A 24,016-nucleotide genomic window follows, 5' to 3' on the forward strand; every position below is an offset into this window, starting at 1 on the left:
CGGCAATCGCCAGCCCGATCCCGCCCCGTCATCGTGCCGCGGCGCCGCCTGCGCCGACAGTCGGCCGAACGGCACCGGGCGGCCCGCTATAATTGAGAGCCGTCCGGTCCCGTGCCCCGAGCACGTTCTTGCCCATGCGTTTCGATCTTGAGCCGCCTTCGAGCACCGCGGCCGCCCATCGTATCGGCGTGCTGCTGATCAATCTCGGCACGCCCGACGCCCCCACGCCGCGCGCGGTGCGGCGCTATCTGGCCGAATTCCTGTCGGATCCGCGGGTCGTCGAAATCCCGCAGGCCGTCTGGCAGGTGCTGCTGCGCACGCTGATCCTGCCGCTGCGCGGCCGCGCGTCCGCGAAGAAATACGCGGCCGTATGGATGCCCGAGGGCTCGCCGCTGCGCGTGCACACCGAGCGTCAGACCGACGGCGTGCGGCATCTGCTCGTGTCGAACGGCTATCACGTGCTGGTCGACTACGCGATGCGCTACGGCAGCCCGAACATTGCGCACGCGCTCGCGCAGTTCAAGCGCTCGGGCGTCGAGCGCGTGCTGCTGATGCCGATGTATCCGCAATACTCGGCGTCGACCACGGCCACCGCGTTCGATGCCGCATTCGACGCGCTCGCGCGCATGCGCAACCAGCCGGAGGTGCGCACGGTGCGGCACTACGCCGACCACCCGGCCTATATCCACGCGCTCGCCGAGCAGGTGCGCCAGTACTGGGCGCAGCACGGCCGGCCCGACTTCGCGGCCGGCGACAAGCTCGTGCTGAGCTTTCACGGCGTGCCGAAGCGCACGCTCGACCTCGGCGACCCCTATCACGACCAGTGCCAGCAGACGGGCGCGTTGCTGATGGCCGCGCTCGGGCTGTCGACGACCGAATGCCGCGTCACCTTCCAGTCGCGCTTCGGCAAGGCCGAATGGCTGCAGCCTTACACGGCGCCGACGCTGCGCGGGTTCGGCGAGGCCGGCGTGCGGCGGGCCGACGTGTTCTGCCCCGGCTTCACGGCCGATTGCCTGGAGACGATCGAGGAGATCGGCATGGAAGTGCGCGACGAATTCCTCGCCGGCGGCGGCAAGGCGTTCCACCGCATTCCATGCCTGAACGGCGCGCCCGCATGGCTCGGCGCGATCGGCGAGATCGTCGCCGAGAACCTGCAGGGCTGGCCCGTCAGGGCCGCGCAGCCCGAAACGGTGAGCTGACATGGAACGAATCGCACGCTCACTTCATTCGCTGCGCCCTGGGGAGGCGGTCGGCCTCCTTGGGGCGGCCCGGCGGAGGCTGACGTGAAACGACCCCCACGCTCTCTTTGTTCGCTGCCCCCCGAGGGGGTGGTTAGCCTCCTTGGGGCGGCCCGGCGGAGGCTGACATGAACTACAAGATTTCCACGGAACCGGGCGCGAAGCTGCGCGTCGACAAATGGCTGTGGGCGGCCCGGTTCTTCAAGACGCGCTCGCTCGCGACCGATGCAGTCGACAAGGGGCACGTGAAGATCGGCGGCGCGGCAGTCAAGCCGGCGAAGGAGGTGCGCGTCGGCGACGAGGTCGAGATTGCGATCGACGGCATCGTCTGGCACATTGCCGTGCTGGGCGTGTGCGACGTGCGCGGACCGGCGAGCGTCGCACAGACGCTTTACGAGGAAACGGAAGCGGGGCGGGCCGCGCGGCTCGTTGAACTGGAGCGGCGCCGCACGTATCGCGAGCCGGCGGCCCAACTGCACGGCCGGCCGACGAAGCGCGACCGGCGCATCATCGACAGATTTTCTGGTGGGAGCTGAACATCTGGTCGAAGGTCGCCCGCGCGCTTCCGTATTCGGTCGTGCGGTCGGTAACGGCTCCCGACAGGCAGATGGTGGTGGTGCCGGCAATGAGTACCAGCGCGACCAACGATATCGCAAAGGTCAGTTTCACGGTACTCCCCCTCGAAAGAAGGGTAAACACGGCGCCAGGTGGATGTAAGGCGACGGTCAGCTAGGGTAAACACGCTTTTCCGACGCTTGAGTGGAGTGTAGTGCAGCGGGCCTGTGCCAAGCTAGTACTTGCCACGTAAGCGTTGTTACAGGCCGTTTCGCCCGATCTGGCGGACTATGCGAGGCCTGCACCGGCGGAGCGAGCGGTTGTTTCGCGGTATTGGAGAATGCCGGCGAATAACCGTCTTGAAATCGCGGTTTTCGCCCTTATTTGCACCAACGATGTGCGGTGCCGCCAGGTATACGATCCGGCGGTTGCCGATTTGGCTTCAACCTCTAATCGACTTTCAGCGACATGGAAAACACGCAAGAGAACCCGTCTACCCAATCGGCCGAAGACATCGGCAGCGAGAAGCAGGCGGCGCAAGGCGCCGCTCCCGCCGCCGAAGCAGCCGACGCGGCGCTCGCGGAGGCTCAAGCCAAGGTCGCCGAGCTGCAGGAGAGCTTCCTGCGGGCGAAGGCCGAGACCGAGAACGTGCGCCGCCGCGCGCAGGACGACGTCTCGAAGGCGCACAAGTTCGCGATCGAGAGCTTCGCGGAACACCTGCTGCCGGTGCTGGACAGCCTGGAAGCGGCCGTCAGCGACACGTCCGGCGACATCGCGAAGGTGCGCGAAGGCGTCGAACTGACGCTGCGCCAGCTGACGAGCGCGCTCGAGAAGGGCCGCGTCGTCGCGATCAACCCGGTCGGCGAGAAGTTCGATCCGCACCAGCACCAGGCGATTTCGATGGTGCCGGCCGAGCAGGAGCCGAACACCGTCGTCACGGTGCTGCAAAAGGGCTATACGATCGCCGACCGCGTGCTGCGTCCGGCGCTCGTCACCGTCGCGCAGCCGAAGTAAGGCTGCAGCGATGGTTCCCGCCGGCGTCGATCCGGCCGCGTTCGACGCGTTCGACATGCAGGCGCTGGCCGCGGACACGTTCGACGCGGGGATCGAAGGCGCGGGCGACGCGCTGGCGGTGGTGTTCTTCTGGGGCGTCGACTGCTTCAACTGCGAGATCGCGAAGAAGGCGATGCTCGCCCAGCCCGATGCAATTCGTGCGCTGGACCTGAAGTGGTTCCATTGCAACGTGTACGAACACCATCAGCTCGGGCGCCGGTTCGGGCTGCACGGCGTGCCGACGTGGTTCTTCTTCCACCGCGGCAAGCGTCTCGGCCGCGCGACGGGCTGGCATGGCCTCGCGCAGTTCCAGGCGGCAGTTTCGGCGGCGCGCGCGAAGATCGCGGCGGCGGGGCATGTTCCGGCGGCCGGCGATCCGGCGACCGGCGATCCGGTAGCCAGCGGCGATTGAAAAAATTTAATATCCGCATCGCTTGTCGGGTCTTGAAAACGGACCGGACGGACGCATTTCGGAAACAGAGTTGAATTCTGGCGCGCGAAACCGCCAAAAAAGGCAGGGTTTCGCGCAGCAAACAGGCATTTCTGGAGATTAGGAAAATGGGAAAGATCATCGGTATTGACCTCGGCACCACGAACTCGTGCGTCGCCATCATGGAAGGCAACCAGGTCAAGGTCATCGAGAACTCGGAAGGCACGCGCACCACGCCGTCGATCATCGCATACATGGACGACAACGAAGTGCTCGTCGGCGCGCCGGCCAAGCGTCAGTCGGTGACCAACCCGAAGAACACGCTGTTCGCGGTGAAGCGCCTGATCGGCCGCCGCTTCGAAGAGAAGGAAGTCCAGAAGGACATCGGCCTGATGCCGTACACCATCATCAAGGCCGACAACGGCGATGCATGGGTCGAGGCACATGGCGAAAAGCTCGCGCCGCCGCAGGTTTCGGCGGAAGTGCTGCGCAAGATGAAGAAGACGGCCGAAGACTACCTCGGCGAGCCGGTCACGGAAGCCGTGATCACGGTGCCGGCTTACTTCAACGACAGCCAGCGCCAGGCGACCAAGGATGCCGGCCGCATCGCGGGCCTCGAAGTCAAGCGGATCATCAACGAGCCGACGGCAGCCGCGCTCGCGTTCGGTCTCGACAAGGCCGAGAAGGGCGACCGCAAGATCGCCGTGTATGACCTCGGCGGCGGCACGTTCGACGTGTCGATCATCGAGATCGCGGACGTCGACGGCGAAATGCAGTTCGAAGTGCTGTCGACCAACGGCGACACGTTCCTCGGCGGCGAGGACTTCGACCAGCGCATCATCGATTACATCATTGGCGAGTTCAAGAAGGAGCAGGGCGTCGACCTGTCGAAGGACGTGCTCGCGCTGCAACGCCTGAAGGAAGCCGCCGAAAAGGCGAAGATCGAGCTGTCGTCGAGCCAGCAGACCGAAATCAACCTGCCGTACATCACGGCGGACGCGTCGGGCCCGAAGCACTTGAACCTGAAGATCACCCGCGCGAAGCTGGAAGCGCTGGTCGAGGATCTGGTCGAGCGCACGATCGAGCCGTGCCGCATCGCGATCAAGGACGCGGGCGTCAAGGTGTCGGATATCGACGACGTGATCCTGGTCGGCGGCCAGACCCGCATGCCGAAGGTCCTGGAGAAGGTGAAGGAGTTCTTCGGCAAGGATCCGCGCCGTGACGTGAACCCGGACGAAGCCGTCGCGGTTGGCGCGGCGATCCAGGGCCAGGTCCTGTCGGGCGACCGCAAGGACGTGCTGCTGCTCGACGTGACTCCGCTGTCGCTCGGCATCGAGACGCTCGGCGGCGTGATGACGAAGATGATCAGCAAGAACACGACGATCCCGACGAAGCACGCGCAAGTGTATTCGACGGCGGACGACAACCAGGGCGCCGTGACGATCAAGGTGTTCCAGGGCGAACGCGAAATGGCGGCAGGCAACAAGCTGCTCGGCGAGTTCAACCTCGAAGGCATCCCGCCGGCACCGCGCGGCGTGCCGCAGATCGAAGTGACCTTCGACATCGACGCGAACGGCATCCTGCACGTCGGCGCGAAGGACAAGGCGACCGGCAAGGAAAACAAGATCACGATCAAGGCCAACTCGGGTCTGTCCGAGGCTGAAATCGACCAGATGATCAAGGACGCGGAAGCGAACGCAGCGGAAGACCACAAGCTGCGCGAGCTGGCCGATTCGCGCAACCAGGGCGACGCGCTGGTCCACAGCACGAAGAAGGCGCTCGCCGAGTACGGCGACAAGCTGGACGCGGGCGAGAAGGAAGCGATCGAAGCGTCGCTGAAGTCGCTCGAGGAAGTGCTGAAGGACACGTCGGCCGACAAGGCGGCGATCGACGCGAAGGTCGAGGAGCTCGGCAAGGTTTCGCAGAAGCTCGGCGAGAAGATGTACGCCGACATGCAGGCCCAGCAGGCGGGTGCCGCCGGCGCGGCGGGTGCAGCGGAAGGCGCGGCCCACGCGGGTGGCGCGCAGCAGGCTGCCGACGACGTCGTCGACGCCGAGTTCAAGGAAGTGAAGAAGGACTAAGCCGGGTTGCAACGGCACCGCACGCCGCGCGCTCGAACGCGCGCGGCGCGGCTGACAAGCGGCTGAAAAGCGGTCTGTCTTTCCTTCCGGATGGCCGGATCGACTCCACGCCTGGCGGGCTTCGCGGCCCTCCGGGCACATTTGTTTTTTGGCGGGTGCTGCGCGAGCCGTCCGCGGACGGGCGCAGCGCCAGACGAGTCGAGAGACTTTACTGCGGGCGAAAGGAGCCGCCGCGTGCGCGATGCGTGGCGGCACAGTGAATCGATATGGCGAAACGGGATTACTACGAGGTTCTGGGCGTCGCGAAGAATGCGAGCGACGACGAAATCAAGAAGGCGTATCGCAAGCTTGCGATGAAGCATCACCCTGACCGCAATCCGGACAACAAGGATGCGGAAGAGCATTTCAAGGAGGCGAAGGAAGCCTATGAAATGCTGTCGGACAGCCAGAAGCGGGCCGCGTACGACCAGTACGGCCACGCGGGCGTCGATCCGAACATGGGCGGTGCGGGCGCACAGGGTTTCGGCGGCTTCGCGGATGCATTCGGCGACATCTTCGGCGACATCTTCGGCCAGGCCGCGGGCGGCGCCGCGCGCGGCGGCCGCGGCGGCCCGCAGGTGTACCGCGGCGCCGACCTGCGCTACAGCATGGAAATCACGCTCGAGCAGGCTGCGCACGGCTACGACACGCAGATCCGCGTGCCGAGCTGGGTGTCGTGCGAGGTCTGCCACGGGTCGGGCGCGAAGCCCGGCACGAAGCCGGAAACCTGCCCGACCTGTCACGGCCAGGGCACGGTGCGCATGTCGCAGGGCTTCTTCAGCATCCAGCAGACCTGCCCGAAGTGCCATGGCACCGGCACTTATATCCCCGAGCCGTGCGTGCACTGCCACGGGTCGGGCAAGGTGAAGGAAACCAAGACGCTCGAAGTGAAGATCCCGGCCGGGATCGACGACGGGATGCGGATCCGCTCGGCCGGCAACGGCGAGCCGGGCATCAACGGCGGGCCGCCGGGAGATCTGTACGTCGAGATCCACATCAAGCCGCACGCGGTGTTCGAGCGCGACGGCGACGATCTCCACTGCCAGATGCCGATCCCGTTCACGACCGCCGCGCTTGGCGGCGAGATCGAGGTGCCGACGCTGGCCGGCCGTGCGTCGTTCCCGGTACCGGAAGGCACGCAGTCGGGCAAGACGTTCCGCCTGCGCGGCAAGGGCATCAAGGGGCTGCGTTCGAGCATCGCGGGTGATCTGTACGTGCACGTGCAGGTCGAGACGCCCGTGAAGCTGACCGACCACCAGCGCGATCTGCTCAAGCAGTTCGAGAAGTCGCTGGCCGAGGGCGGCGCGCGTCACAGCCCGCAGAGCAAGAGCTGGTTCGACCGTGTGAAGAGCTTCTTCGAGTAATGGCATGACTGAAGGCAGCGAGAGCGCGTCGTTCGCGCTCTTGGACGATTGCGACTCGACCGCGTCCGCGCGGTCGAGTCGTTTGTATTCGGGATTCGTGCACGAACGCGTGTGCACGGATCCGGCGCGGCTCGACGAAATCGACGCGGCGGTTGCGCAGGACCTGCGCGACGGGCTGCATGCGGTGGTCGTCGGCGACTACGAATTCGGACGCAACCTGCAACGAGCGCAGCCGGGCGATGCCCCGCTGCGCTTTTTGCTATATGCGCGCTGCGAGCACCTGTCGTGCGACGAAGTCGACGCGTGGCTCGCGCAGCAGGACGGCAGCGGCTCGCCGTCGATCGCGGGCGTCGCGCATGTGACGAAGAGCGTGTCGCGCGACGCGTTCGACGCGGCGATCGCCGCGGTGCACGACGCGCTGCGCGCAGGCGATTCGTATCAGATCAACTACACGTACCGGCTGAATTTCGACGTATTCGGCACGCCGCTCGCGCTGTACCGGCGGCTGCGCGCGCGCCAGCCCGTGCGTTATGGCGCGCTGATCGCGCTGCCTGACGGCGCGTGGGTCGTGTCGTGCTCGCCGGAACTGTTCGTCGAGAAGCACGGCGACGTGCTGCGCGCACGGCCGATGAAGGGCACCGCGCCGCGTTCGGCCGATCCCCGCGAAGATGCGGCAGCTGCCGCGTTCCTCGCGAGCGATCCGAAGAACCGCGCGGAAAACGTGATGATCGTCGACCTGTTGCGCAACGACGTGTCGCGGATCGCGCGCACCGGTACGGTTCGCGTGCCGGCGCTGTTCTCCGTCGAGCCGTATGCGTCGGTGTGGCAGATGACGTCGACGGTCGAGGCCGGCTGGCGCGACGGCACGACGTTCGCGCAGATGCTGCGCGCATTGTTTCCGTGCGGATCGATCACGGGTGCGCCGAAGCACATGACGATGCAGTTGATCGACGCGATCGAGTCGACGCCGCGCGGGCTCTATACGGGCGGGATCGGCTGGCTCGATGCGCCGCAGGAAGGCGCCGGTTCCGATGCGCGCGGCAATCGCGCGGCCGGTTGCGGCGATTTCTGTCTGTCGGTCGCGATCCGCACGCTGACGCTGGACGCGGCCGGCGAAGGTGCGGCTGGAGAGGGTGCGGCCGCCACCGATACCGAAGAAGCACGTGATCAGGCAACGGCAACCGCCGGCCGGCGCCGCGGCATGATGGGTGTCGGCGCGGGCATCGTGCTCGACAGCGTCGCGGCCGACGAATATGCGGAGTGCGAATTGAAAGCGCGATTCCTGACGGACGCCGATCCCGGCTTCCAGTTGTTCGAAACGACCGCCGCCACGCGTGCGGACGGCATCCGGCATCTCGATCGTCATCTCGCGCGGCTGCAGCGCAGCGCGGATGCGTTCGGCTTCCGGTTCTATGCCGATGCGTTGCGCCGCGAGATCGACGCGCGCTGTGCGGCGCTCGACGGCGACGGTGCTTACCGGATGAAGCTCTCGCTCGCGAAGGACGGCACGATCGAGATCGTCGCGGCACCGCTCAAGCCGCTGCCGGCGGGGCCGGTCGGCGTACTGCTGGCGTCCGAGCACGGTTTCGCGCCGACCCGCGCGAGCGACGCACTGCTTTTGCACAAGACGACGCGCCGCGCCGAATACGATCGCGCGTGGCAGGCGGCGGAGGCGCTCGGCGGTTTCGACATGCTGTTCGTCAACGAGCGCGGCGAGGTGACGGAAGGCGGGCGCTCGAACCTGTTCGTGAAGCTCGACGGCCAGTGGGTGACGCCGCCGCTGGCATCCGGCGTGCTGCCGGGCGTGATGCGCGGCGTGCTGCTCGATGACCGCGCGTTCGGCGCGACGGAGCGCGTCGTGACCCGCGACGATCTTGCGCGCGCGCAGGCGCTGCTGCTGACCAATGCGCTGCGTGGCGCGCTCGACGCGGTATTGAAGTGATCAAGTGATGAATCGCGCGCCGTGCTTGCAGCGACGCCGCGAACCTTCACTCTTGCAGCGTACCAACAAAAAGCGCGGCGCCCCGCAAAGGACGCCGCGCTTTTTCATATCCGGGTGCCGGCGAACGCGCTGCCGGCCGTACACGTCAGAACGAATGTTCCGGACCGGGGAACGAACCGTCCTTCACCGCGCGCACGTACGCTTCGACGGCCGCCTGGATGTTCGGCTGACCCTGCATGAAATCCTTCACGAAGCGCGGCCGCTTGCCGGGGAAGATCCCGAGCATGTCGTGCAGCACGAGCACCTGCCCCGAGCAGTCCGCGCCCGCGCCGATGCCGATCGTCGGAACGCGCAGCATGTGCGTGACCTCGGCCCCGACGAGGGTCGGCACGGCCTCGAGCAGGACGACCTGCGCGCCGGCCGCTTCGACCGCGCGCGCGTCGCGCAGCAGTTGCGCGGCGCCAGCCTCGGTCTTGCCCTGCACCTTGAAGCCGCCGAACGCGTGCACCGATTGCGGCGTGAGGCCCACGTGCGCACACACGGGCACCGCGCGCTCGACGAGGAAGCGGATCGTATCGGCGAGCCATTCGCCGCCTTCGAGCTTGATCATTTGTGCGCCCGCGCGCATCAGCTTGACGGCGCTCGCGAACGCCTCGGACGGCGTGCCGTACGTGCCGAACGGCAGGTCGGCCATGATCAGCGCGCGCGGCTGTGCGCGTGCGACACAGGCGGTGTGGTACGCGATGTCGTCGAGCGTGACGGGCAGCGTGGTCGTATGGCCCTGCAGCACGTTGCCGAGCGAATCGCCGATCAGCAGCACGTCGGCGCCCGCGCGATCGAGCAGCGCGGCAAAGCTCGCGTCGTAGCACGTGAGCATCGCGATCTTCTCGCCGGCGTCGCGCATTGCCTGCAGCTTGGGTACCGTCACGGCAGGCCGGCTCGATTCCTGGAGATAGGTCATGGGAAATCCGGTTCGATGGGTGAAGAACGACAGGCGGGACGCGTCAGCGCGTCGTCTCGCCCTTGACGAAGAATTCCTTGCGGCCGCGCATCGTCTCGATGCGCTCGATCAGCAGCGCAAGATCTTCGGGGGAATCCAGCGGGTTCAGGTGTTCCGCGGCGACCGTCAGCACCGGCGTGCGGTCGTAGTGGTAGAAAAATTCGTTGTACGCGTCGACGAGCGAGCGCAGGTACGTGTCGCTGATCTGCAGTTCCATCGGCAGCCCGCGCTTCTGGATGCGCGAGAACAGCACTTCGGGGCTCGCCTGCAGATAGACGACGAGGTCGGGCGACGGCGCCTGCGGCACGTCCACGTGCGTCGCGATCGACCGATAGAGCTGCCATTCGTCTTCCGGCAGGTTCAGCCGCGCGAAGATGTCGTTCTTCTGCGGCATGAAATCGGCGACGACGGGGCGGCCCGTTTCCAGCGCGCCGACCAGTTCGCGCGCCTGCTGCGCGCGCTGCAGCGCGAACGACAGCTGCACGGGCAGCGCGTAGCGCGCGGTGTCGCGATAGAAGCGTTCGAGGAACGGATTGTCCTGCGGGCGTTCGAGCAGCGTCTGCATCGACCAGCGCTCGGCGAGCAGGCGCGCGAGCGTCGTCTTGCCGACGCCGATCGGGCCTTCGATCACGAGATAGCGGTGCGGGGCGCGCAGGTCGGGGGCGGTGACGGTCAGCGGAGTGGGGTTCATCGGCAGCGGTTCTTGTCGGTGTCGTCGCTGGCCGCGAGCGCCTTCTGCATCAGGCACTGGCAGGTCTGCACCTTTTCGACGCGCTGGTCCGCGACGGCGGCGAGGAACGCATCGGCGCGGCCGCGCGCGGGGATGTCGAGTGCCGGCTCGATCTCGACGAGCGGCACGAGTGCGAATGCGCGGTCGGTGAGGCGCGGGTGCGGGACGATCAGGTCGGGTTCGTCGATCGAGTCGGCGCCGAACAGCAGGATGTCGAGGTCGAGCGTGCGCGGCGCGTTGCGATACGGGCGCTCGCGCCCGAAGTGATGTTCGATCTTCTGGCAGAGCGCGAGCAACTCGCGGGCAGACAGCGTCGTGTCGAGCTTGACGGCGCAGTTGTAGTAGTCGTCGCCGCCCGCTTCGAACGGCGCCGTGCGATACAGGCTCGATTTGCCGAGGATCGAGATGGTGCGCTGCTGTGCGAGGCACACCACCGCGTCCTTCAGGGTCTGGCGCGCATCGCCGAGATTCGCCCCCAGTCCGATATATGCAACCGTCATGGCATCACTTCCTACGTCGTTCGCCGGCGCGTGCGTCAGTCGTCGGAACCGCCCGCGGTGTCCGGTGCCTGCTCGGCGGCACCTTCACCCGGCTTGCGGTTTCGCGCGCCGCCGCGGCGGCGCCGCTTGCGGGGCGACTTTTCCTTCGAGCCGCCCTGCGTGAGCAATGCCTCGCGGGCAGCCGCGTCGCCTTCGATGAAATCCGTCCACCACTGTCCGACATCCGCATCGAGCTCGCCGGATTCGCAGCGTAACAGGAGGAAATCATACCCCGCTCTAAACCTTTGGTGTTCCAGCAGCCGCATCGCGCTGCGGCCCGAGCGTTTCTCGAGGCGCAACTGCAGGCCCCAGATCTCGCGCATGTCGGCCGAATAACGCTTGTGGATCGCGAGTTTCTCGGTCTGCATGTCGATCACGTCGTCCATCGCGCGATGGAGCGCCGGCACCGGGATCTCGCCTTCGGCCGTGTATTGCTCGAAGCGCTGGCGCATGTCGTGCCACAGCAGCGTCGCGAACAGGAAACCGGGCGATACCGTCTTGCCGGCGCGCACGCGCGCGTCGGTATTGTTCAGCGCGAGCGTGATGAACTTCTCGCCCTGCGGCTGTTCGAGCACGACGTCGAGGAGCGGCAGCAGCCCGTGGTGCAGGCCTTCCTTGCGCAACTGCTTCAGGCACGCGAGCGCATGGCCCGACAGCAGCAGCTTCAGCATTTCGTCGAACAGGCGCGCGGCCGGCACGTTGTTGATCAGGTCCGCCAGCGCGTTGATCGGCTCGCGCGTATGCGGCTCGATCTCGAAGCCGAGCTTCGCCGCGAAGCGCACGACGCGCAGCATCCGCACCGGATCCTCGCGGAAACGCGTGGCCGGGTCGCCGATCATCCGCAGCAGGCGGGCGCGCATGTCGGCCATCCCGTCGTGGTAGTCGAGCACCGTCTGCGTCGACGGGTCGTAGTACATCGCGTTGATCGTGAAGTCGCGGCGCGCGGCATCTTCGTGCTGCTCACCCCACACGTTGTCGCGCAGCACGCGGCCGCTCGCGTCGACCGCGTGCGTGCGGCGATCGAGTTCGTCGCGCTTCAGGCGCCTCGGCGGTTCGGCCGACGGGGCAGCCTCGGGCGGCGCGTCGACCAGCGCGCGGAACGTCGATACCTCGATCAGTTCCTGGCCGAACTGCACGTGGACGATCTGGAAGCGGCGACCAATCAGGCGCGCGCGGCGGAACAGGCGCTGCACCTCGGTCGGCGTCGCGTCGGTCGCGACGTCGAAGTCCTTCGGCGCGATGCCGAGCAGCAGGTCGCGAACCGCGCCGCCGACGATGAACGCGCGAAAGCCTGCCTGCTGCAGCGTATCGGTCACGCGCACGGCATTCCTCGAGATCAGCGACGGATCGATCTGGTGCACGCTGGCCGGCACGACGGTCGGCTCATGGTTGCTGCGCGGTTTCTTCGCGCCGCCGCGTGCGCTTTTCGTGGGGCGCGGGGCAGCAGGGGCCGCTTCGTCGGCCGGAGCCGCTTCGGGGGGCGTTTGCTGGGCTTCGTCCTGGCCGAGCAGCTTGCGGATGAATTTTTTGATCACGACGTTCAGAATAAATCGAGGATACGCCAGCCGCGGGTGCTTGCATGCGCACGCAGCGTGTCGTCAGGGTTGGTCGCGATCGGGTCGGTGACTTTCTCGAGCAGCGGGATGTCGTTGTGCGAGTCGCTGTAGAAGTAGCTGTGCGCGAAGTCGTCCCAGTGCTTGCCGAGCGACGCGAGCCATGCTTCGGTACGCACGATCTTGCCTTCGCGATAGCTCGGCGTGCCGGTCGGCCGGCCCGTGTACGGCGAATCGGGATGCCCGTCGGTCGTTTCGACTTCGCACGCGATCAGCGTATCGACGCCGAACGCGGTCGCGATCGGGCGCGTGATGAATTCGTTGGTCGCCGTCACGACGCAGCACAGGTCGCCCGCATCGAGATGCTTGCGCACGAGTTCGAGCGCGGCGGGCGTCATCGCGGGCCGGATCACCTCGTGCATGTACTGCTCGTGCCATTCGGCGAGCTGCGCGCGCGAATATTTCGCGAGCGGCGTGAGCATCGCCGTGAGGTACGCATGGATGTCGAGCTTGCCGGCCTTGTAGTCGGCGAAGAACTGATCGTTCTGACGCGAGAAGCTTTCCGCGTCGACGATGCCGAGCTTCACCATGAAGCGACCCCATTCGTGGTCGCTATCGGTCGGGATCAGCGTGTGATCGAGGTCAAAGAGTGCCAGATTAGTCATGGAAGCGCATTTTACTCGAAGCGGTTCGGGCCCGTGCCCGGTGGTGTGATGTCGTCGCCGGGACGCGCAAGCATGCGGCGCAGCAGCGGCAGCGTGACGGCGCGTTTCTGCTCGAGCGAGAAGCGGTCGAGCGCGTCGAGCAGCGCCATCAGGCTCGGCATGTCGCGGCGGAAATGGGTCAGCAGGTAGGCGGCGATGTCGTCGGTGAGCGCGATCCCGCGCTCCTTCGCCGCGAGCTTGAGCACGGCGATCTTGCCGGCGTCGGACGGCGGCGACAGGTGGAACACGAGCCCCCAGCCGAGGCGCGTGCGCAGATCCTCGCGCACGTCGAGCGCGAGCGGCGCCGCGGGGCCCGCCGCGACGAACGCGCTCGACGGATGCGCGCGGACTTCGTTGAACAGGTTGAACAGCGCGACCTGCTGCGTGTCGGTCATCCGGTCGCAGTCGTCGATCGCGTAGATGCCGATGCGCGGGTCGAACGTGAACGCGCCGAGCGGGCTCTGCGGCGTCAGGTAGCGCGCATAGCCGTACGACGCGTCGCTCACGAGCGCCTGCAGCAGGTGGCTGCGGCCGCTGCCGGGCTCGCCCCAGATGTAGAACGACCGGTCCGGCACGGGGCCCGCCGCGAGCGCGAGGTCGAGCTTCTGCAGCCGCGTGACGAGCTCGTCGTTCTCCTCGCTCATGATGAAGTTGTCGAACGTGGCGGGCGGCGGCGTGCCGAGATCGAGCGTCAGTTGACGGGACACAGTCACAATGCGGGTCGGTTGAAAATACGCGCGCCGTACGCCGGGCACGCGCCGGGGACCGCGGCTCCGTGGGCTGCACGCGCGACCGCACGCACGGCGGCGCGCCGGTTTCGGCGCGGCTCGCTGGGCGATGAAAACGGGGACGTGTCGACCAAGATGCAATCCCTGACGATTCGGTGCTGGGAATTCCGGCCAACGGGCCGGCTTCGGGTAAAATCGCATTTTACCGACCTTCTCGCATTCCCCCATGAATCCTCCGAAATCCGCTCCCGACGCTCAGGGTCTGTCCTATCGCGACGCAGGCGTCGACATCGACGCTGGCGACGCGCTCATCGACAAGATCAAGCCTTTTGCGAAGAAAACCCTGCGCGACGGCGTGCTCGGCGGCATCGGCGGGTTCGGCGCGCTGTTCGAAGTGCCGAAGAAGTATCGCGAGCCCGTGCTCGTGTCGGGCACCGACGGCGTGGGCACCAAGCTCAAGCTGGCGTTTCATCTGAACAAACACGACACGGTCGGCCAGGATCTGGTCGCGATGAGCGTGAACGACATCCTCGTGCAGGGCGCCGAGCCGCTGTTCTTCCTCGACTACTTCGCGTGCGGCAAGCTCGACGTCGATACGGCCGCAACGGTCGTCAAGGGCATCGCGCAGGGCTGCGAACTGTCGGGCTGCGCGCTGATCGGCGGCGAAACGGCCGAAATGCCGGGCATGTACCCGGACGGCGAATACGACCTGGCCGGCTTCGCGGTCGGTGCGGTCGAGAAGAGCAAGATCATCGACGGCAGCACGATCGCCGAAGGCGACGTGGTGCTGGGCCTCGCATCGAGCGGCATCCACTCGAACGGCTTCTCGCTCGTGCGCAAGATCATCGAGCGCGCGAACCCCGACCTGTCGGCCGATTTCCACGGCCGCTCGCTCGCCGACGCGCTGATGGCGCCGACCCGCATCTACGTGAAGCCGCTGCTCGCGCTGATGCAGAAGCTGCCGGTGAAGGGCATGGCGCACATCACGGGCGGCGGCCTCGTCGAGAACATTCCGCGCGTGCTGCGCGAAGGCCTCACCGCCGAGCTCGACCAGAACGCGTGGCCGCTGCCGCCGCTGTTCAAGTGGCTGCAGGAGCACGGCGGCGTCGCCGACGCGGAAATGCACCGCGTGTTCAACTGCGGGATCGGCATGGCCGTGATCGTCGCGGCGGCCGATGCCGACGCGGCGATCGCCGACCTGAGCGCCGCCGGCGAACAGGTGTGGAAAATCGGCACCGTGCGTGCGACCCGCGAAGGCGAGGCGCAGACGGTCGTGGTCTGACGCACCGCCAGCAGCAGATGCAGCAGGGAAAGCCGCCCGGAGTCGATCCGGGCGGCTTTTTTTTCGGGCGCGTGCGGCGCCGATGAAGGAGGGACGACGATGACCGAAGACGAACATGCGATCCGCGAGCTCGTGGAAAACTGGTTCGTGTCGAGCCGGCGCGGCGATCTGGCGACCGTGCTCGACCTGATCGCCGACGACGCGATCTTCATGGTGGCCGGCAAGCCGCCGTTCGACAAGGCGGCGTTCGCGGCCGCGTCGCGTGAAGCGAACGCGGGTGCGGAGCATGCACCGAAGGTCGACGGCCGCTACCGGATCGACGAGCTGCGCGTGATCGGCGACTGGGCGTACATGCGCAATTTCCTCGAGATCGACGCGACGCCGCCGGGCGGCGAAACGATCCGCCGCTCGGGCCATACGCTGACGATCTTCCGCAAGGCCGGCGGCCGCTGGCAGCTCGTGCGCGATGCGAATCTCGTGACGCTCGCGCACTGAGCGCGGCAATGCGTATGGCGGCGCCCGCCGCCGCTCAGGCGGACGGCCGCGGTGCGCCCGCCGGCCGCGTGCCGGCCAGCAACGGCGGCACGAGCAGATAGAGCAGCGCGGCCGCGGCCCACACGAGCCCCGGCCATGTCGCGCGCGTCGCCGCATAGGTCGCGGTGACGACCAGCGGGCCCGCCACGCCGATCAGGCTGGCCACGCTCGCGAGCGTGCCCTGCAGTTCGCCCTGGCGCGCATCGTCGACCTGCCGCGCGAGCATCGCCTGCAGCGCCGGCAGCGTCATGCCGCCCGCCGCGAACAGCGGCAGCAGCGCGAACGGCACCCATGCGGCGGTCGCGAACGCGATCGCCGCGAGCCCGAGCGCGTCGCCCGCGAGCCCCAGCGCGAGCGCGCGACGCTCGCCGAGCCGCGCGATCAGCGGCCCGATCGCGAACGCCTGCGCGAGCGCATGGCACGCGCCGTAGCCCGCGAGCGACAGCCCCGCGATCGGCGTCGACCAGCCGAAATGTTCCTGGCCGTACAGGATCCACAGCGTCGCGGGCGCCTGCGACACCAGCGCGACGATCACGTAGATGCCGATCAGCGGCACGAGCGCGGGTGCGCCGCTCAGCCGGCGCAGGCTCGCGAACGGGTTGAGCGCGGCGACCGTGCGGCCTGCGCGGGCCGGGCGCGGCCGCGATTCCGGCAGCGCTCGCCACACGAGCAGGAGATTCAGCGCATTGAGCAGCGCGGCCGCGACGAACGGCGCGCGCAGGTGCAGCGCGCCGAGCAGCCCGCCGATCAGCGGGCCCGCGATGAAGCCGATGCCCATCATCGCGCCGAGCTGGCCGAAGCGCCGTGCGCGGTCGGGTTCGGCCGTGACGTCGGTGACGTACGCGGTCGCGACCGCCACGTTCGCACCCGTGATGCCCGCGATCAGCCGCCCCGCGTAAAGCCACGCAAGCGTCGGTGCGAGCGCCATCAGCAGGTAGTCGAGCGCGGCACCCGTGAGCGACGCGAGCAGTACGGGCCGGCGGCCGAAGCGGTCGCTCAGCGCGCCGAGCAGCGGCGCGCACAGGAACTGCGCGAACGCGTACAGCGCGAGCAATACGCCGTAGTGCGTGTCGGTATGGCCCGCACCGGCGAGCGAGCGCAGCAGGCCGGGCAGGATCGGCATCACGGTCCCGACGCCGATCGCGTCGAGCAGGACCGTGGCCAGGATGGCAATCAGGGACGGATTCAAGAGGGTGACTCTATCGATGATAGAGTGGCGATTATTCCATAGTTCCCCTATCGGTGATAGAGATGAAGGACACAGGGGCGCGATTGACGCGCGATACGGTATTGCGCGCGGCGCTCGAACTGCTTGATGAAGTCGGTATCGACGGGCTGTCGACGCGGCGGCTCGCCGAGCGGCTCGGCGTGCAGTCGCCGACGCTTTACTGGCATTTCAGGAACAAGGCCGAGCTGCTCGACGCGATGGCCGAAGCGATCATGCTCGAGCGCCACGGCGCGTCGCTGCCGCGGCCGGGCGAAGCGTGGGATGCGTGGCTTGCCGGCAACGCGCGCAGTTTCCGCCACGCGCTGCTCGCATATCGCGACGGCGCGCGCCTGCATGCCGGTACGCGGCCGCGCGCGCTGCATTTCGGTTCGATCGAACGCAAGGTCGCGCTGCTCTGCGATGCGGGCTTCGCGCCGGACGAAGCGGTCGACGTGATGTATGCGCTCGGCCGCTTCGTGGTCGGATGGGTGCTGGAAGAACAGGCGAAGCCGGACGGCGAAGCCGATGCGCCGCTGCCGGACGCGGCCGGGTATCCGCTGCTCGCGAAGGGCTGGGCCGCGCTGCGCGAGCGCGGCGGCGACGAAGCGTTCGAGCGCGGCGTCGCGCTGATCGTCGATGGCGCCCGCGCGCATCTGGCAGCGCGCCGGCGCGGCTGATGCGGGCTGCTGGCGGCTCGTTCAGCCTGACGCGCGGCCGTCGAGTACGCGTTCGAGCGCGTCGAGCGCGCGGGCCGTCGAGTCCGGCGCGATGCAGTCGACGACGATCCGTTCCGGCATCGCGCGCAGCCAGGTGAGCTGGCGCTTGCACAGCTGGCGCGTCGCGAAGATGCCCTTGTCGCGCATCGTCCGGTAGTCGGTGTCGCCGTCGAGGAATTCCCACGCCTGCCGATAGCCGACGCAGCGCATCGACGGCAGGTCGGGATGGAGATCGTCGCGACGGCGCAGCCGTTCGACTTCGTCGATGAAGCCCGCGTCGAGCATCGCGTCGAAGCGCTGCGCGATGCGTGCGTGCAGTACCGCGCGATCCGACGGTTCGAGTGCGACCGGCACGAAGCGGTACGCGGCGGCCGCATCGTCCGCGCGCCGCGGCGCGGCAAGCAGCGCCGACATCGGCTGCCCGCTCAGCATGAAGATTTCGAGCGCACGCTGGATCCGCTGCGAATCGTTCGGCGCGAGCCGCGCGGCCGTGTCGGGATCGACCTGCGCGAGCCGCGCATGCAGCGCGGGCCAGCCGTCGCGCGCGGCGTCGGCGTCGAGCTGCGCGCGCACGTCCGGATCGGCGCCCGGCAGGTCGTTGAGCCCCTGCGTCAGCGCCTTGTAGTACAGCATCGTGCCGCCCGCGAGCAGCGGCGTGCGGCCGCGCGCGGCGATCTCGCCGATCAGGCGGAGCGCATCCGCGCGGAATTCCGCGGCCGAATACGCGTCGGCCGGATCGATGATGTCGATCAGGTGATGCGGCACGCTCGCGCGTTCTTCGCGAGTCGGCTTCGCGGTGCCGATATCCATGTCGCGGTAGACGAGCGCCGAATCGACGCTGACGATCTCGATCGGGCGGCGCGCGGCGAGCGCCAGCGCCGCGGCCGTCTTGCCCGAAGCGGTGGGGCCGAGCAGGCAGGCGATCGTCGTCGGGGTGGACTGCGAAGGAGCGCTCATTGCCCGCGCATGAAGAGACGGTCGAGATCGTTCAGCGTGAGCTGATACCAGGTCGGCCGGCCGTGATTGCACTGGTCCGCGCGCTCGGTCGCCTCCATCTGGCGCAGCAGCGCGTTCATCTCGTCGAGCGTCAGGCGCCGGTTCGCGCGCACCGCGTGGTGGCACGCGAGCGTGCCGAGCAGTTCGTGCTGACGCTCGGTGAGCACGCGCGAGCCGCCGAACGCGTGCAGGTCGGCGAGCACCGCGCGCGCGAGCGACTGCAGGTCGGCATCCTTCAGCAGCGCCGGCACCGCGCGGATCGCAAGCGTCGTCGGCGACAGCACCGCGAGATCGAAGCCGAGCGATTCCAGCGTGTCGCGTTCCTCCTCGACCGTGCCGATCTCGACCGGCGTGGCCGTCATCGACACCGGCAGCAGCAGCGGCTGCACGGCGACCGAGCGATCGGCGAGCGCGTTCTTGAACTGTTCGTACAGGATCCGCTCGTGGGCCGCGTGCATGTCGACGATCACGAGCCCGTGCGCGTTCTGCGCGAGCACGTAGATGCCGTGGATCTGGCCGAGCGCGAAGCCGAGCGGCTGCTCGTCGTGCGCGGTGGCGGCGATCGGCGACGCGGTGAAGCCCGGCAGCGGCGCACCCGGCGCGTCGGCCGAATCGCGGGCGACGGCGGTCGTGCCGTCCGGCGTGCCCGCGCCGCTGTCCTTGCGGCCGAACAGCGCATCGTAGAGCGCGAGCGGCTGCGCGACGGGCAGCGTGCCCTGCGTCATCCGCGCCTGGCGCATCCAGGTGTTGCCCGCCGACGATGACGACGGCGACGAGAAGCCGCTGCCGCCGGTGGCCGGGCCGTGGCCTTGGCCGAGCGGCGTGTCCAGGAACGAGGCGGGCCCGCGCGGCGCGGGTTCGATGTGCGCGGCGTGACCGCCCGCGGTGGTTTCCGGCGACGCGCCCGCGTGGCGCGCGAGCGCGCGCTGGACCGCGTGGAATACGTACTGGTGGATCGAGCGCGAATCGCGGAAGCGCACCTCGATCTTCGACGGATGCACGTTCACGTCGACGGCTTCGGGCGGCAGGTCGAGGAACAGCACGTACGACGGGTAGCGGTCGCCGTGCAGCACGTCCTCGTAGGCCGCGCGCACCGCGTGCGTCAGCAGCTTGTCGCGCACGAAGCGGCCGTTGACGAAGAAATATTGCTGGTCGGCGCGCCCGCGGCTCGCAGTCGGCAGGCCTGCGCAGCCGTAGACGGCGAGCGGGCCGGCCTGTTCGTCGAGCGGCAGGTGCGCGGTCGCGAAGCTGTCGCCGAGGATCTTCGCGACGCGCTGCGCGGGCTCGGTCGCATTCCAGTGCTCGACGGCCTTGCCGTTGTGCAGCACCGAGATTGCGACGTCCGGCCGCGCGAGCGCCGCGCGGCGGATCATTTCCAGGCAGTGGCCGAACTCGGTCTGCTCGCTTTTCAGGAACTTGCGCCGCGCGGGCGTGTTGAAGTACAGCTCGCGCACCTCGATCGTCGTGCCGGTCGAGCCGGCGGCGGGCGACAGCACGCCGGTCTGCGCATCGATCTTCATCGCGTGCGCGGCATCGGTTGTCCGGCTCGTGATCGACATCTCGGCGACGGACGCGATCGACGCGAGCGCTTCGCCGCGGAATCCGAGCGTCGCGACCGCCTCGAGCTCCTCGAGCGAGCGGATCTTGCTGGTGGCATGGCGCATCAGCGCGAGCGCCAGCTCGTCGGGCGGAATCCCGCAACCGTCGTCGGTGATCGAGATGCGCTTGACGCCGCCTTCTTCCAGCACGATGCGCAGCGTCGTCGCGCCGGCATCCATCGCGTTCTCGAGCAGCTCCTTGACGACCGACGCCGGGCGTTCGACGACCTCGCCCGCGGCGATCTGGCTGATCAGCTGGTCGGGCAGGGGCTGGATCGCGCGCAGCGGGCGCGGAGCGGGGGCGGGCGCGGCGCCCGCGGCCGTTTCGGTGATATCGGACATGGCCGAATTATAGCGAGGCGGCGGATGCGTGCCGGGGCGGCCGGCAGTTACGTTTTTTCACGGAGCCTTAAGGTAGTTTCGGTATGATGGCTCCGTCGCGCGCGCCGCCTTGGCCGGCGGGTGCTTCCGCCTTTTCCGACCATTCCGGTCCTTTCGCCCTTTCGCCTTCGAGGAATCGCATTTGGATACGCTGCTTCATTTCGTCAACCTTGTCCTGCATATCGACGCATTCCTCGGCGATTTCATCCGGCAGTACGGCGCATGGGTCTACCTCGTTCTGTTCCTGATCGTGTTCTGCGAGACGGGGCTCGTCGTGTTCCCGTTCCTGCCCGGCGATTCGCTGCTGTTCATCGGCGGCGCGTTCGCGGCGACAGGCGAAATGAACGTCGGCGCGCTGATCGTGCTGCTGCTCGTCGCGGCGATCTCCGGCAACACCGTGAACTACCTGATCGGCCGCTGGGTCGGCCCGAAGGTATTCAATACCCATATCCCGGTGCTCGAGCGCTTCCTCGATCGCGCCGCGCTGCAGAAGACCCACTCGTTCTACGACAAGCACGGCGGCAAGACGATCGTGCTCGCGCGCTTCATCCCGGTCGTGCGTACGTTCGCGCCGTTCGTCGCGGGAGCGTCGTCGATGAGCGCCACGCGCTTTCAGCTCTTCAACGTGATCGGCGCGCTGGTCTGGGTGCTGCTGCTCGTGCTGCTCGGCTATTTCTTCGGCAACATCCCGTTCGTCCGCCAGTACCTGAACGTGATCGTGCTGGTGGGCATTGGCGCGGCGATCGTGCCGGTCGCGCTCGGCGCGGTATGGAAGCTCGTGCGCGGGCGGCAGTCGGACAAAGCGCGGGGGACGGGCGGGCGCTGAGCTGGCGCGCTTCAGCTCCTGTTCCGAGCAATAAAAAAGCGTGGCGGTTGCCACGCTTTTTTTCGTCCGGCGCCGCCGTTACGCGTTGCGATGCGAGAGCGGCGTTTCGGGCGTCGGGTATTGCGCGTCGCGGAACGTCTCGATGATCACGCGGTTGGTATCGCAGTACACCTGCCAGTAGTTCTCGGGCGCCGTGGACGGGCGCACGAACAGCAGCGGGCCTTCCGGCGTGAACTGCAGCACGCCGACGTCCGGCGCCGGATTGGTCAGCACGTTCGGGATCTGCTGGATCGACGTCTTCAGGCGGTTGATCGCGTCGACTGCGTCGACGCCGTTCGCGATCTTCGCGGTCAGGTCGACGCGGCGGTGCGACGTCGCGCTGTAGTTCGCGATGTTGTCCGAGAAGATCTTGTTGTTGCCGACGATCGTCACGATGTTGTCGGCGGTGACGATCGTCGTGCCGAACAGGCCGAGCTCCTTCACCGTGCCCGTGACGCCGCCTGCGCTGATCACGTCGCCGATCTTGAACGGGCGCAGCACCTGCATGAACACGCCGGCGGCGAAGTGCGCGAGCAGGCCGCCCCAGGCCGTGCCGATCGCGAGGCCGAGGCCGGCGAGCAGCGCGGCGAACGAGGTCGTCTGCACGCCGAAGATCTGCAGGATCGCGAGGATCAGCAGGATCGTCAGCAGCACGCCGACGACGGAGGTCAGGTAGTCGGTGAGCGTCGGGTCGACCTTGCCGCTGCGGCGTACGACCTTGCCGAGCAGGCGCGTGCCGATGCGGATCGCCCAGCGGCCGATGAACCACAATACGAGCGCGGCGAGGAGGTTGAGGCCGAAGTCGAGGCCGCGGGTCATCAGGAATTGCTGGGCGGTGGCGAGATCGGGCATGAAGTCTCCGGGAGTGGGAAGGGAAAGGGTGAAGATCGAACGTAAGGGGGCTCGATCGATGGGCCCTTTATAGCCGACGCGGCGCCATGAGGCAACGGGCCTGGTGGTTGGCGCGTTGGTCAACGCTTGCCTGACGCGTCGATCCGCAACGATTCTCTTTATCGCTCTTTGCGGTTCGCGTACCGCGCCTGACGACGCGCACGCCTGCGGCCGCTACTTTTGCCGCGGCCCGAACGGCCGCTGCTGCACGTCCGCCCCGTGCGCGACGATTGCCATGCCCTCCGGCACTTCCTCCCACGCGCCGCGCAGGTCGACGAGCGGCTCGGACACGACCATGAACGCGTCGTCGCCGACTTCGGCGATGCGCGGGTCATGCGGATACAGTTCGTGCAGGTGCTTGAACGACGTGCTGTGGAACAGCGAACGCGATTGCCGTTCGCTCGAGTAGCGCACCGCGATGATCCGTTCGCCGTCGGTCGCGCAGACCGTCATGTTGAGCGGGTCGGCCACGCGATGCCGCGCGGCGGTTTCCTCGACCACGCCGGCCATCCGTTCGAGCGCCTGCAGCGGCGTCTGCTCAAGGCCGTACGTCAGCGCGAGGCGGAACATCAGCTCGGAATCGGTCGAGCCTTCGAGCGTCGGGAACAGTGCTGGATCGACCTTCATCGTCAGGTCGCGGCGCAGCTTGTGGAAGCCGCGGATCAGCCCGTTGTGCGCGAACAGCCAGCGGCCGTGGCGGAACGGGTGACAGTTGGTTTCCTGCACGGGCGTTTCGGTCGCCGCGCGGATATGCGCGATGAACATCCGCGAGCGGATCGCGCGCGCGGCTTCGCGCAGGTTGCGGTCGTTCCACGCGGGATGCACGGAGCGATAGCGGAACGGCAGTTCGTCGGGGGGCCCGTACCAGCCGATGCCGAAACCGTCGCCATTGGTGGTCGTGGCGCCGAGCTCCGAATGCAGGCTCTGGTCGATCAGCGAATGCTTCGCGCGGAACAGCACGGTCTCGAGATGGATCGGATTGCCCGTATAGGCGAGCCAGCGGCACATGGAGCGCTCCCTCACGATGAATCGTTCGCGCATGGTAGCCGACTTCGCCGCGCGGCCGCGTCTGCGGCCTGCCGGCACGGTTGTCCGTGCGAGCGCGCTGCCGATACTCATACGTAACGCATCCGCATCCGCGATGCGCAACCGCCCGGCCAGGCGGCCGGGCGTCACGCAGCGAGGCGGCCCGCGACGGCGCCGCCGCATCCGTCACGCTCAGTTGCCGAGCGCGTCCATCACGCGCGCCGAATAGACGAGCGCCGCGCCCGCATTCAGCGCAATCGCGACGCCGAGCGCTTCCGCCACTTCCTCCCTGGTCGCGCCATGCTTTGTCGCTTCGGCCGTGTGAACGGCGATACAGCCGTCGCAGCGCGTCGTGACGGCCACCGCGAGCGCGATCAGCTCGCGCGTTTTCGCGTCGAGATGGCCCGTCTTGGCGCCGGCCCCTGCCAGCGCCTGGTAGCCAACCAGCGTATCGGGCGACAGCTTGGCGATATCGCCGATGCGCGTCGAGAGTTCCTTCCGGTATTCGTTCCAGTTCAGCATGATGCGTCCTTTCGAGTAGAGGTGAGGAGGGCGGCGGGGGCC

Annotated in this window: 24 protein-coding genes; 11 read left to right on the forward strand and 13 right to left on the reverse strand. The window is 67.8% G+C overall.

Annotated features, from left to right (window positions below):
• Window positions 1–134: 134 nt before the first annotated feature.
• Window positions 135–1,199, forward strand: a complete 1,065-nt coding sequence (gene hemH, locus FPJ27_RS22605) for a ferrochelatase (protein ID WP_072436436.1) — start codon at window positions 135–137, stop codon at window positions 1,197–1,199.
• Window positions 1,200–1,366: 167 nt separating this feature from the next.
• Window positions 1,367–1,774 carry an RNA-binding S4 domain-containing protein gene (locus FPJ27_RS22610; RefSeq protein ID WP_204425853.1) on the forward strand — a complete coding sequence of 136 codons (408 nt, stop codon included), beginning with the start codon at window positions 1,367–1,369 and terminating at the stop codon, window positions 1,772–1,774.
• Here the strand turns inward: FPJ27_RS22610 and FPJ27_RS22615 are convergent.
• Entirely contained in the window at window positions 1,746–1,907 is a 162-nt protein-coding gene (locus tag FPJ27_RS22615; RefSeq protein WP_175962470.1) for a hypothetical protein, read from the reverse strand. The two genes, FPJ27_RS22610 and FPJ27_RS22615, sit on opposite strands and share 29 nt — an antisense overlap.
• A 354-nt stretch (window positions 1,908–2,261) precedes the next feature.
• Here FPJ27_RS22615 and grpE point away from each other — a divergent pair, with 354 nt between their 5' ends.
• From grpE to FPJ27_RS22640, 5 genes are all read left to right on the forward strand, one after another.
• Window positions 2,262–2,807, forward strand: a complete 546-nt coding sequence (gene grpE, locus FPJ27_RS22620) for a nucleotide exchange factor GrpE (RefSeq protein WP_034182793.1) — start codon at window positions 2,262–2,264, stop codon at window positions 2,805–2,807.
• A 10-nt stretch (window positions 2,808–2,817) separates the two neighbouring features.
• On the forward strand, window positions 2,818–3,258 hold the full coding sequence (locus FPJ27_RS22625; RefSeq protein WP_204425855.1) for a thioredoxin family protein: 441 nt from the start codon (window positions 2,818–2,820) through the stop codon (window positions 3,256–3,258).
• A gap of 146 nt (window positions 3,259–3,404) precedes the next feature.
• Window positions 3,405–5,357, forward strand: coding sequence for a molecular chaperone DnaK (dnaK, locus tag FPJ27_RS22630; RefSeq protein WP_072436268.1), 1,953 nt, complete (start codon window positions 3,405–3,407; stop codon window positions 5,355–5,357).
• 266 nt (window positions 5,358–5,623) lie between these two features.
• Window positions 5,624–6,760: a molecular chaperone DnaJ gene (dnaJ, locus tag FPJ27_RS22635; RefSeq protein WP_072436267.1), complete on the forward strand. Its 1,137-nt coding sequence runs from the start codon at window positions 5,624–5,626 to the stop codon at window positions 6,758–6,760.
• Window positions 6,761–6,764: 4 nt separating this feature from the next.
• On the forward strand, window positions 6,765–8,702 hold the full coding sequence (locus tag FPJ27_RS22640) for a bifunctional anthranilate synthase component I family protein/class IV aminotransferase (protein ID WP_204425857.1): 1,938 nt from the start codon (window positions 6,765–6,767) through the stop codon (window positions 8,700–8,702).
• A 145-nt stretch (window positions 8,703–8,847) separates the two neighbouring features.
• On the opposite strand, the gene panB is transcribed toward FPJ27_RS22640, so the two are convergent.
• From panB to hda, 6 genes are read right to left on the reverse strand one after another with little or no spacing between them, the layout of a single operon-like run.
• Window positions 8,848–9,663: a 3-methyl-2-oxobutanoate hydroxymethyltransferase gene (panB, locus tag FPJ27_RS22645; protein ID WP_072436265.1), complete on the reverse strand. Its 816-nt coding sequence runs from the start codon at window positions 9,661–9,663 to the stop codon at window positions 8,848–8,850.
• A gap of 43 nt (window positions 9,664–9,706) precedes the next feature.
• On the reverse strand, window positions 9,707–10,393 hold the full coding sequence (locus tag FPJ27_RS22650) for a deoxynucleoside kinase (protein WP_072436264.1): 687 nt from the start codon (window positions 10,391–10,393) through the stop codon (window positions 9,707–9,709).
• Window positions 10,390–10,932 carry a 2-amino-4-hydroxy-6-hydroxymethyldihydropteridine diphosphokinase gene (folK, locus tag FPJ27_RS22655; RefSeq protein ID WP_204425859.1) on the reverse strand — a complete coding sequence of 181 codons (543 nt, stop codon included), beginning with the start codon at window positions 10,930–10,932 and terminating at the stop codon, window positions 10,390–10,392. Before folK ends, FPJ27_RS22650 begins: the two co-directional genes overlap by 4 nt.
• A gap of 35 nt (window positions 10,933–10,967) precedes the next feature.
• Complete coding sequence (pcnB, locus tag FPJ27_RS22660; RefSeq protein ID WP_204425860.1) at window positions 10,968–12,506, reverse strand: polynucleotide adenylyltransferase PcnB; 1,539 nt, start codon at window positions 12,504–12,506, stop codon at window positions 10,968–10,970.
• 5 nt (window positions 12,507–12,511) lie between these two features.
• Window positions 12,512–13,189, reverse strand: a complete 678-nt coding sequence (locus tag FPJ27_RS22665; protein WP_034182802.1) for an HAD family hydrolase — start codon at window positions 13,187–13,189, stop codon at window positions 12,512–12,514.
• Between the two features lie 11 nt (window positions 13,190–13,200).
• On the reverse strand, window positions 13,201–13,941 hold the full coding sequence (gene hda / locus FPJ27_RS22670) for a DnaA regulatory inactivator Hda (protein ID WP_279388899.1): 741 nt from the start codon (window positions 13,939–13,941) through the stop codon (window positions 13,201–13,203).
• Window positions 13,942–14,182: 241 nt separating this feature from the next.
• On the opposite strand from hda, the gene purM reads away from it, so the two are divergent.
• Together purM and FPJ27_RS22680 are read left to right on the forward strand one after the other, a co-directional pair.
• Window positions 14,183–15,238: a phosphoribosylformylglycinamidine cyclo-ligase gene (purM, locus tag FPJ27_RS22675; protein ID WP_174379876.1), complete on the forward strand. Its 1,056-nt coding sequence runs from the start codon at window positions 14,183–14,185 to the stop codon at window positions 15,236–15,238.
• A 99-nt stretch (window positions 15,239–15,337) separates the two neighbouring features.
• A complete protein-coding gene (locus FPJ27_RS22680) occupies window positions 15,338–15,733 on the forward strand; it encodes an SgcJ/EcaC family oxidoreductase (RefSeq protein WP_034183413.1) in 396 nt (131 codons plus the stop codon).
• A 34-nt stretch (window positions 15,734–15,767) separates the two neighbouring features.
• Here FPJ27_RS22680 and tet(64) read toward each other — a convergent pair whose 3' ends face one another.
• On the reverse strand, window positions 15,768–16,961 hold the full coding sequence (gene tet(64) / locus FPJ27_RS22685) for a tetracycline efflux MFS transporter Tet(64) (protein ID WP_204425861.1): 1,194 nt from the start codon (window positions 16,959–16,961) through the stop codon (window positions 15,768–15,770).
• Window positions 16,962–17,023: 62 nt separating this feature from the next.
• Between tet(64) and tetR the strand changes: the two genes are divergently transcribed.
• Window positions 17,024–17,656: a tetracycline resistance transcriptional repressor TetR gene (gene tetR, locus FPJ27_RS22690; protein WP_204425862.1), complete on the forward strand. Its 633-nt coding sequence runs from the start codon at window positions 17,024–17,026 to the stop codon at window positions 17,654–17,656.
• 21 nt (window positions 17,657–17,677) lie between these two features.
• Here the strand turns inward: tetR and miaA are convergent, their stop codons facing one another.
• Both miaA and mutL read right to left on the reverse strand, forming a co-directional pair.
• On the reverse strand, window positions 17,678–18,652 hold the full coding sequence (gene miaA / locus FPJ27_RS22695; protein ID WP_204425863.1) for a tRNA (adenosine(37)-N6)-dimethylallyltransferase MiaA: 975 nt from the start codon (window positions 18,650–18,652) through the stop codon (window positions 17,678–17,680).
• Window positions 18,649–20,631 (reverse strand): DNA mismatch repair endonuclease MutL, encoded by a 1,983-nt coding sequence (mutL, locus tag FPJ27_RS22700; RefSeq protein WP_072436256.1) that lies wholly within the window; start codon window positions 20,629–20,631, stop codon window positions 18,649–18,651. Before mutL ends, miaA begins: the two co-directional genes overlap by 4 nt.
• A 181-nt stretch (window positions 20,632–20,812) precedes the next feature.
• Here mutL and FPJ27_RS22705 point away from each other — a divergent pair, with 181 nt between their 5' ends.
• Complete coding sequence (locus tag FPJ27_RS22705) at window positions 20,813–21,496, forward strand: DedA family protein (protein WP_072436255.1); 684 nt, start codon at window positions 20,813–20,815, stop codon at window positions 21,494–21,496.
• A gap of 78 nt (window positions 21,497–21,574) precedes the next feature.
• On the opposite strand, the gene FPJ27_RS22710 is transcribed toward FPJ27_RS22705, so the two are convergent.
• The 3 genes from FPJ27_RS22710 to FPJ27_RS22720 form a co-directional block, all read right to left on the reverse strand.
• Complete coding sequence (locus tag FPJ27_RS22710; RefSeq protein ID WP_204425864.1) at window positions 21,575–22,387, reverse strand: mechanosensitive ion channel family protein; 813 nt, start codon at window positions 22,385–22,387, stop codon at window positions 21,575–21,577.
• 213 nt (window positions 22,388–22,600) lie between these two features.
• Window positions 22,601–23,434, reverse strand: coding sequence for a class II glutamine amidotransferase (locus FPJ27_RS22715; RefSeq protein WP_204425865.1), 834 nt, complete (start codon window positions 23,432–23,434; stop codon window positions 22,601–22,603).
• Between the two features lie 210 nt (window positions 23,435–23,644).
• The gene (locus FPJ27_RS22720; RefSeq protein WP_204425866.1) at window positions 23,645–23,974 is read right to left on the reverse strand and encodes a carboxymuconolactone decarboxylase family protein; all 330 of its coding nucleotides are present in this window, start codon (window positions 23,972–23,974) and stop codon (window positions 23,645–23,647) included.
• Window positions 23,975–24,016 lie beyond the last annotated feature (42 nt).

It is taken from the genome of Burkholderia sp. MS455 (assembly GCF_016899445.1).
Lineage (GTDB): Bacteria > Pseudomonadota > Gammaproteobacteria > Burkholderiales > Burkholderiaceae > Burkholderia > Burkholderia pyrrocinia_C.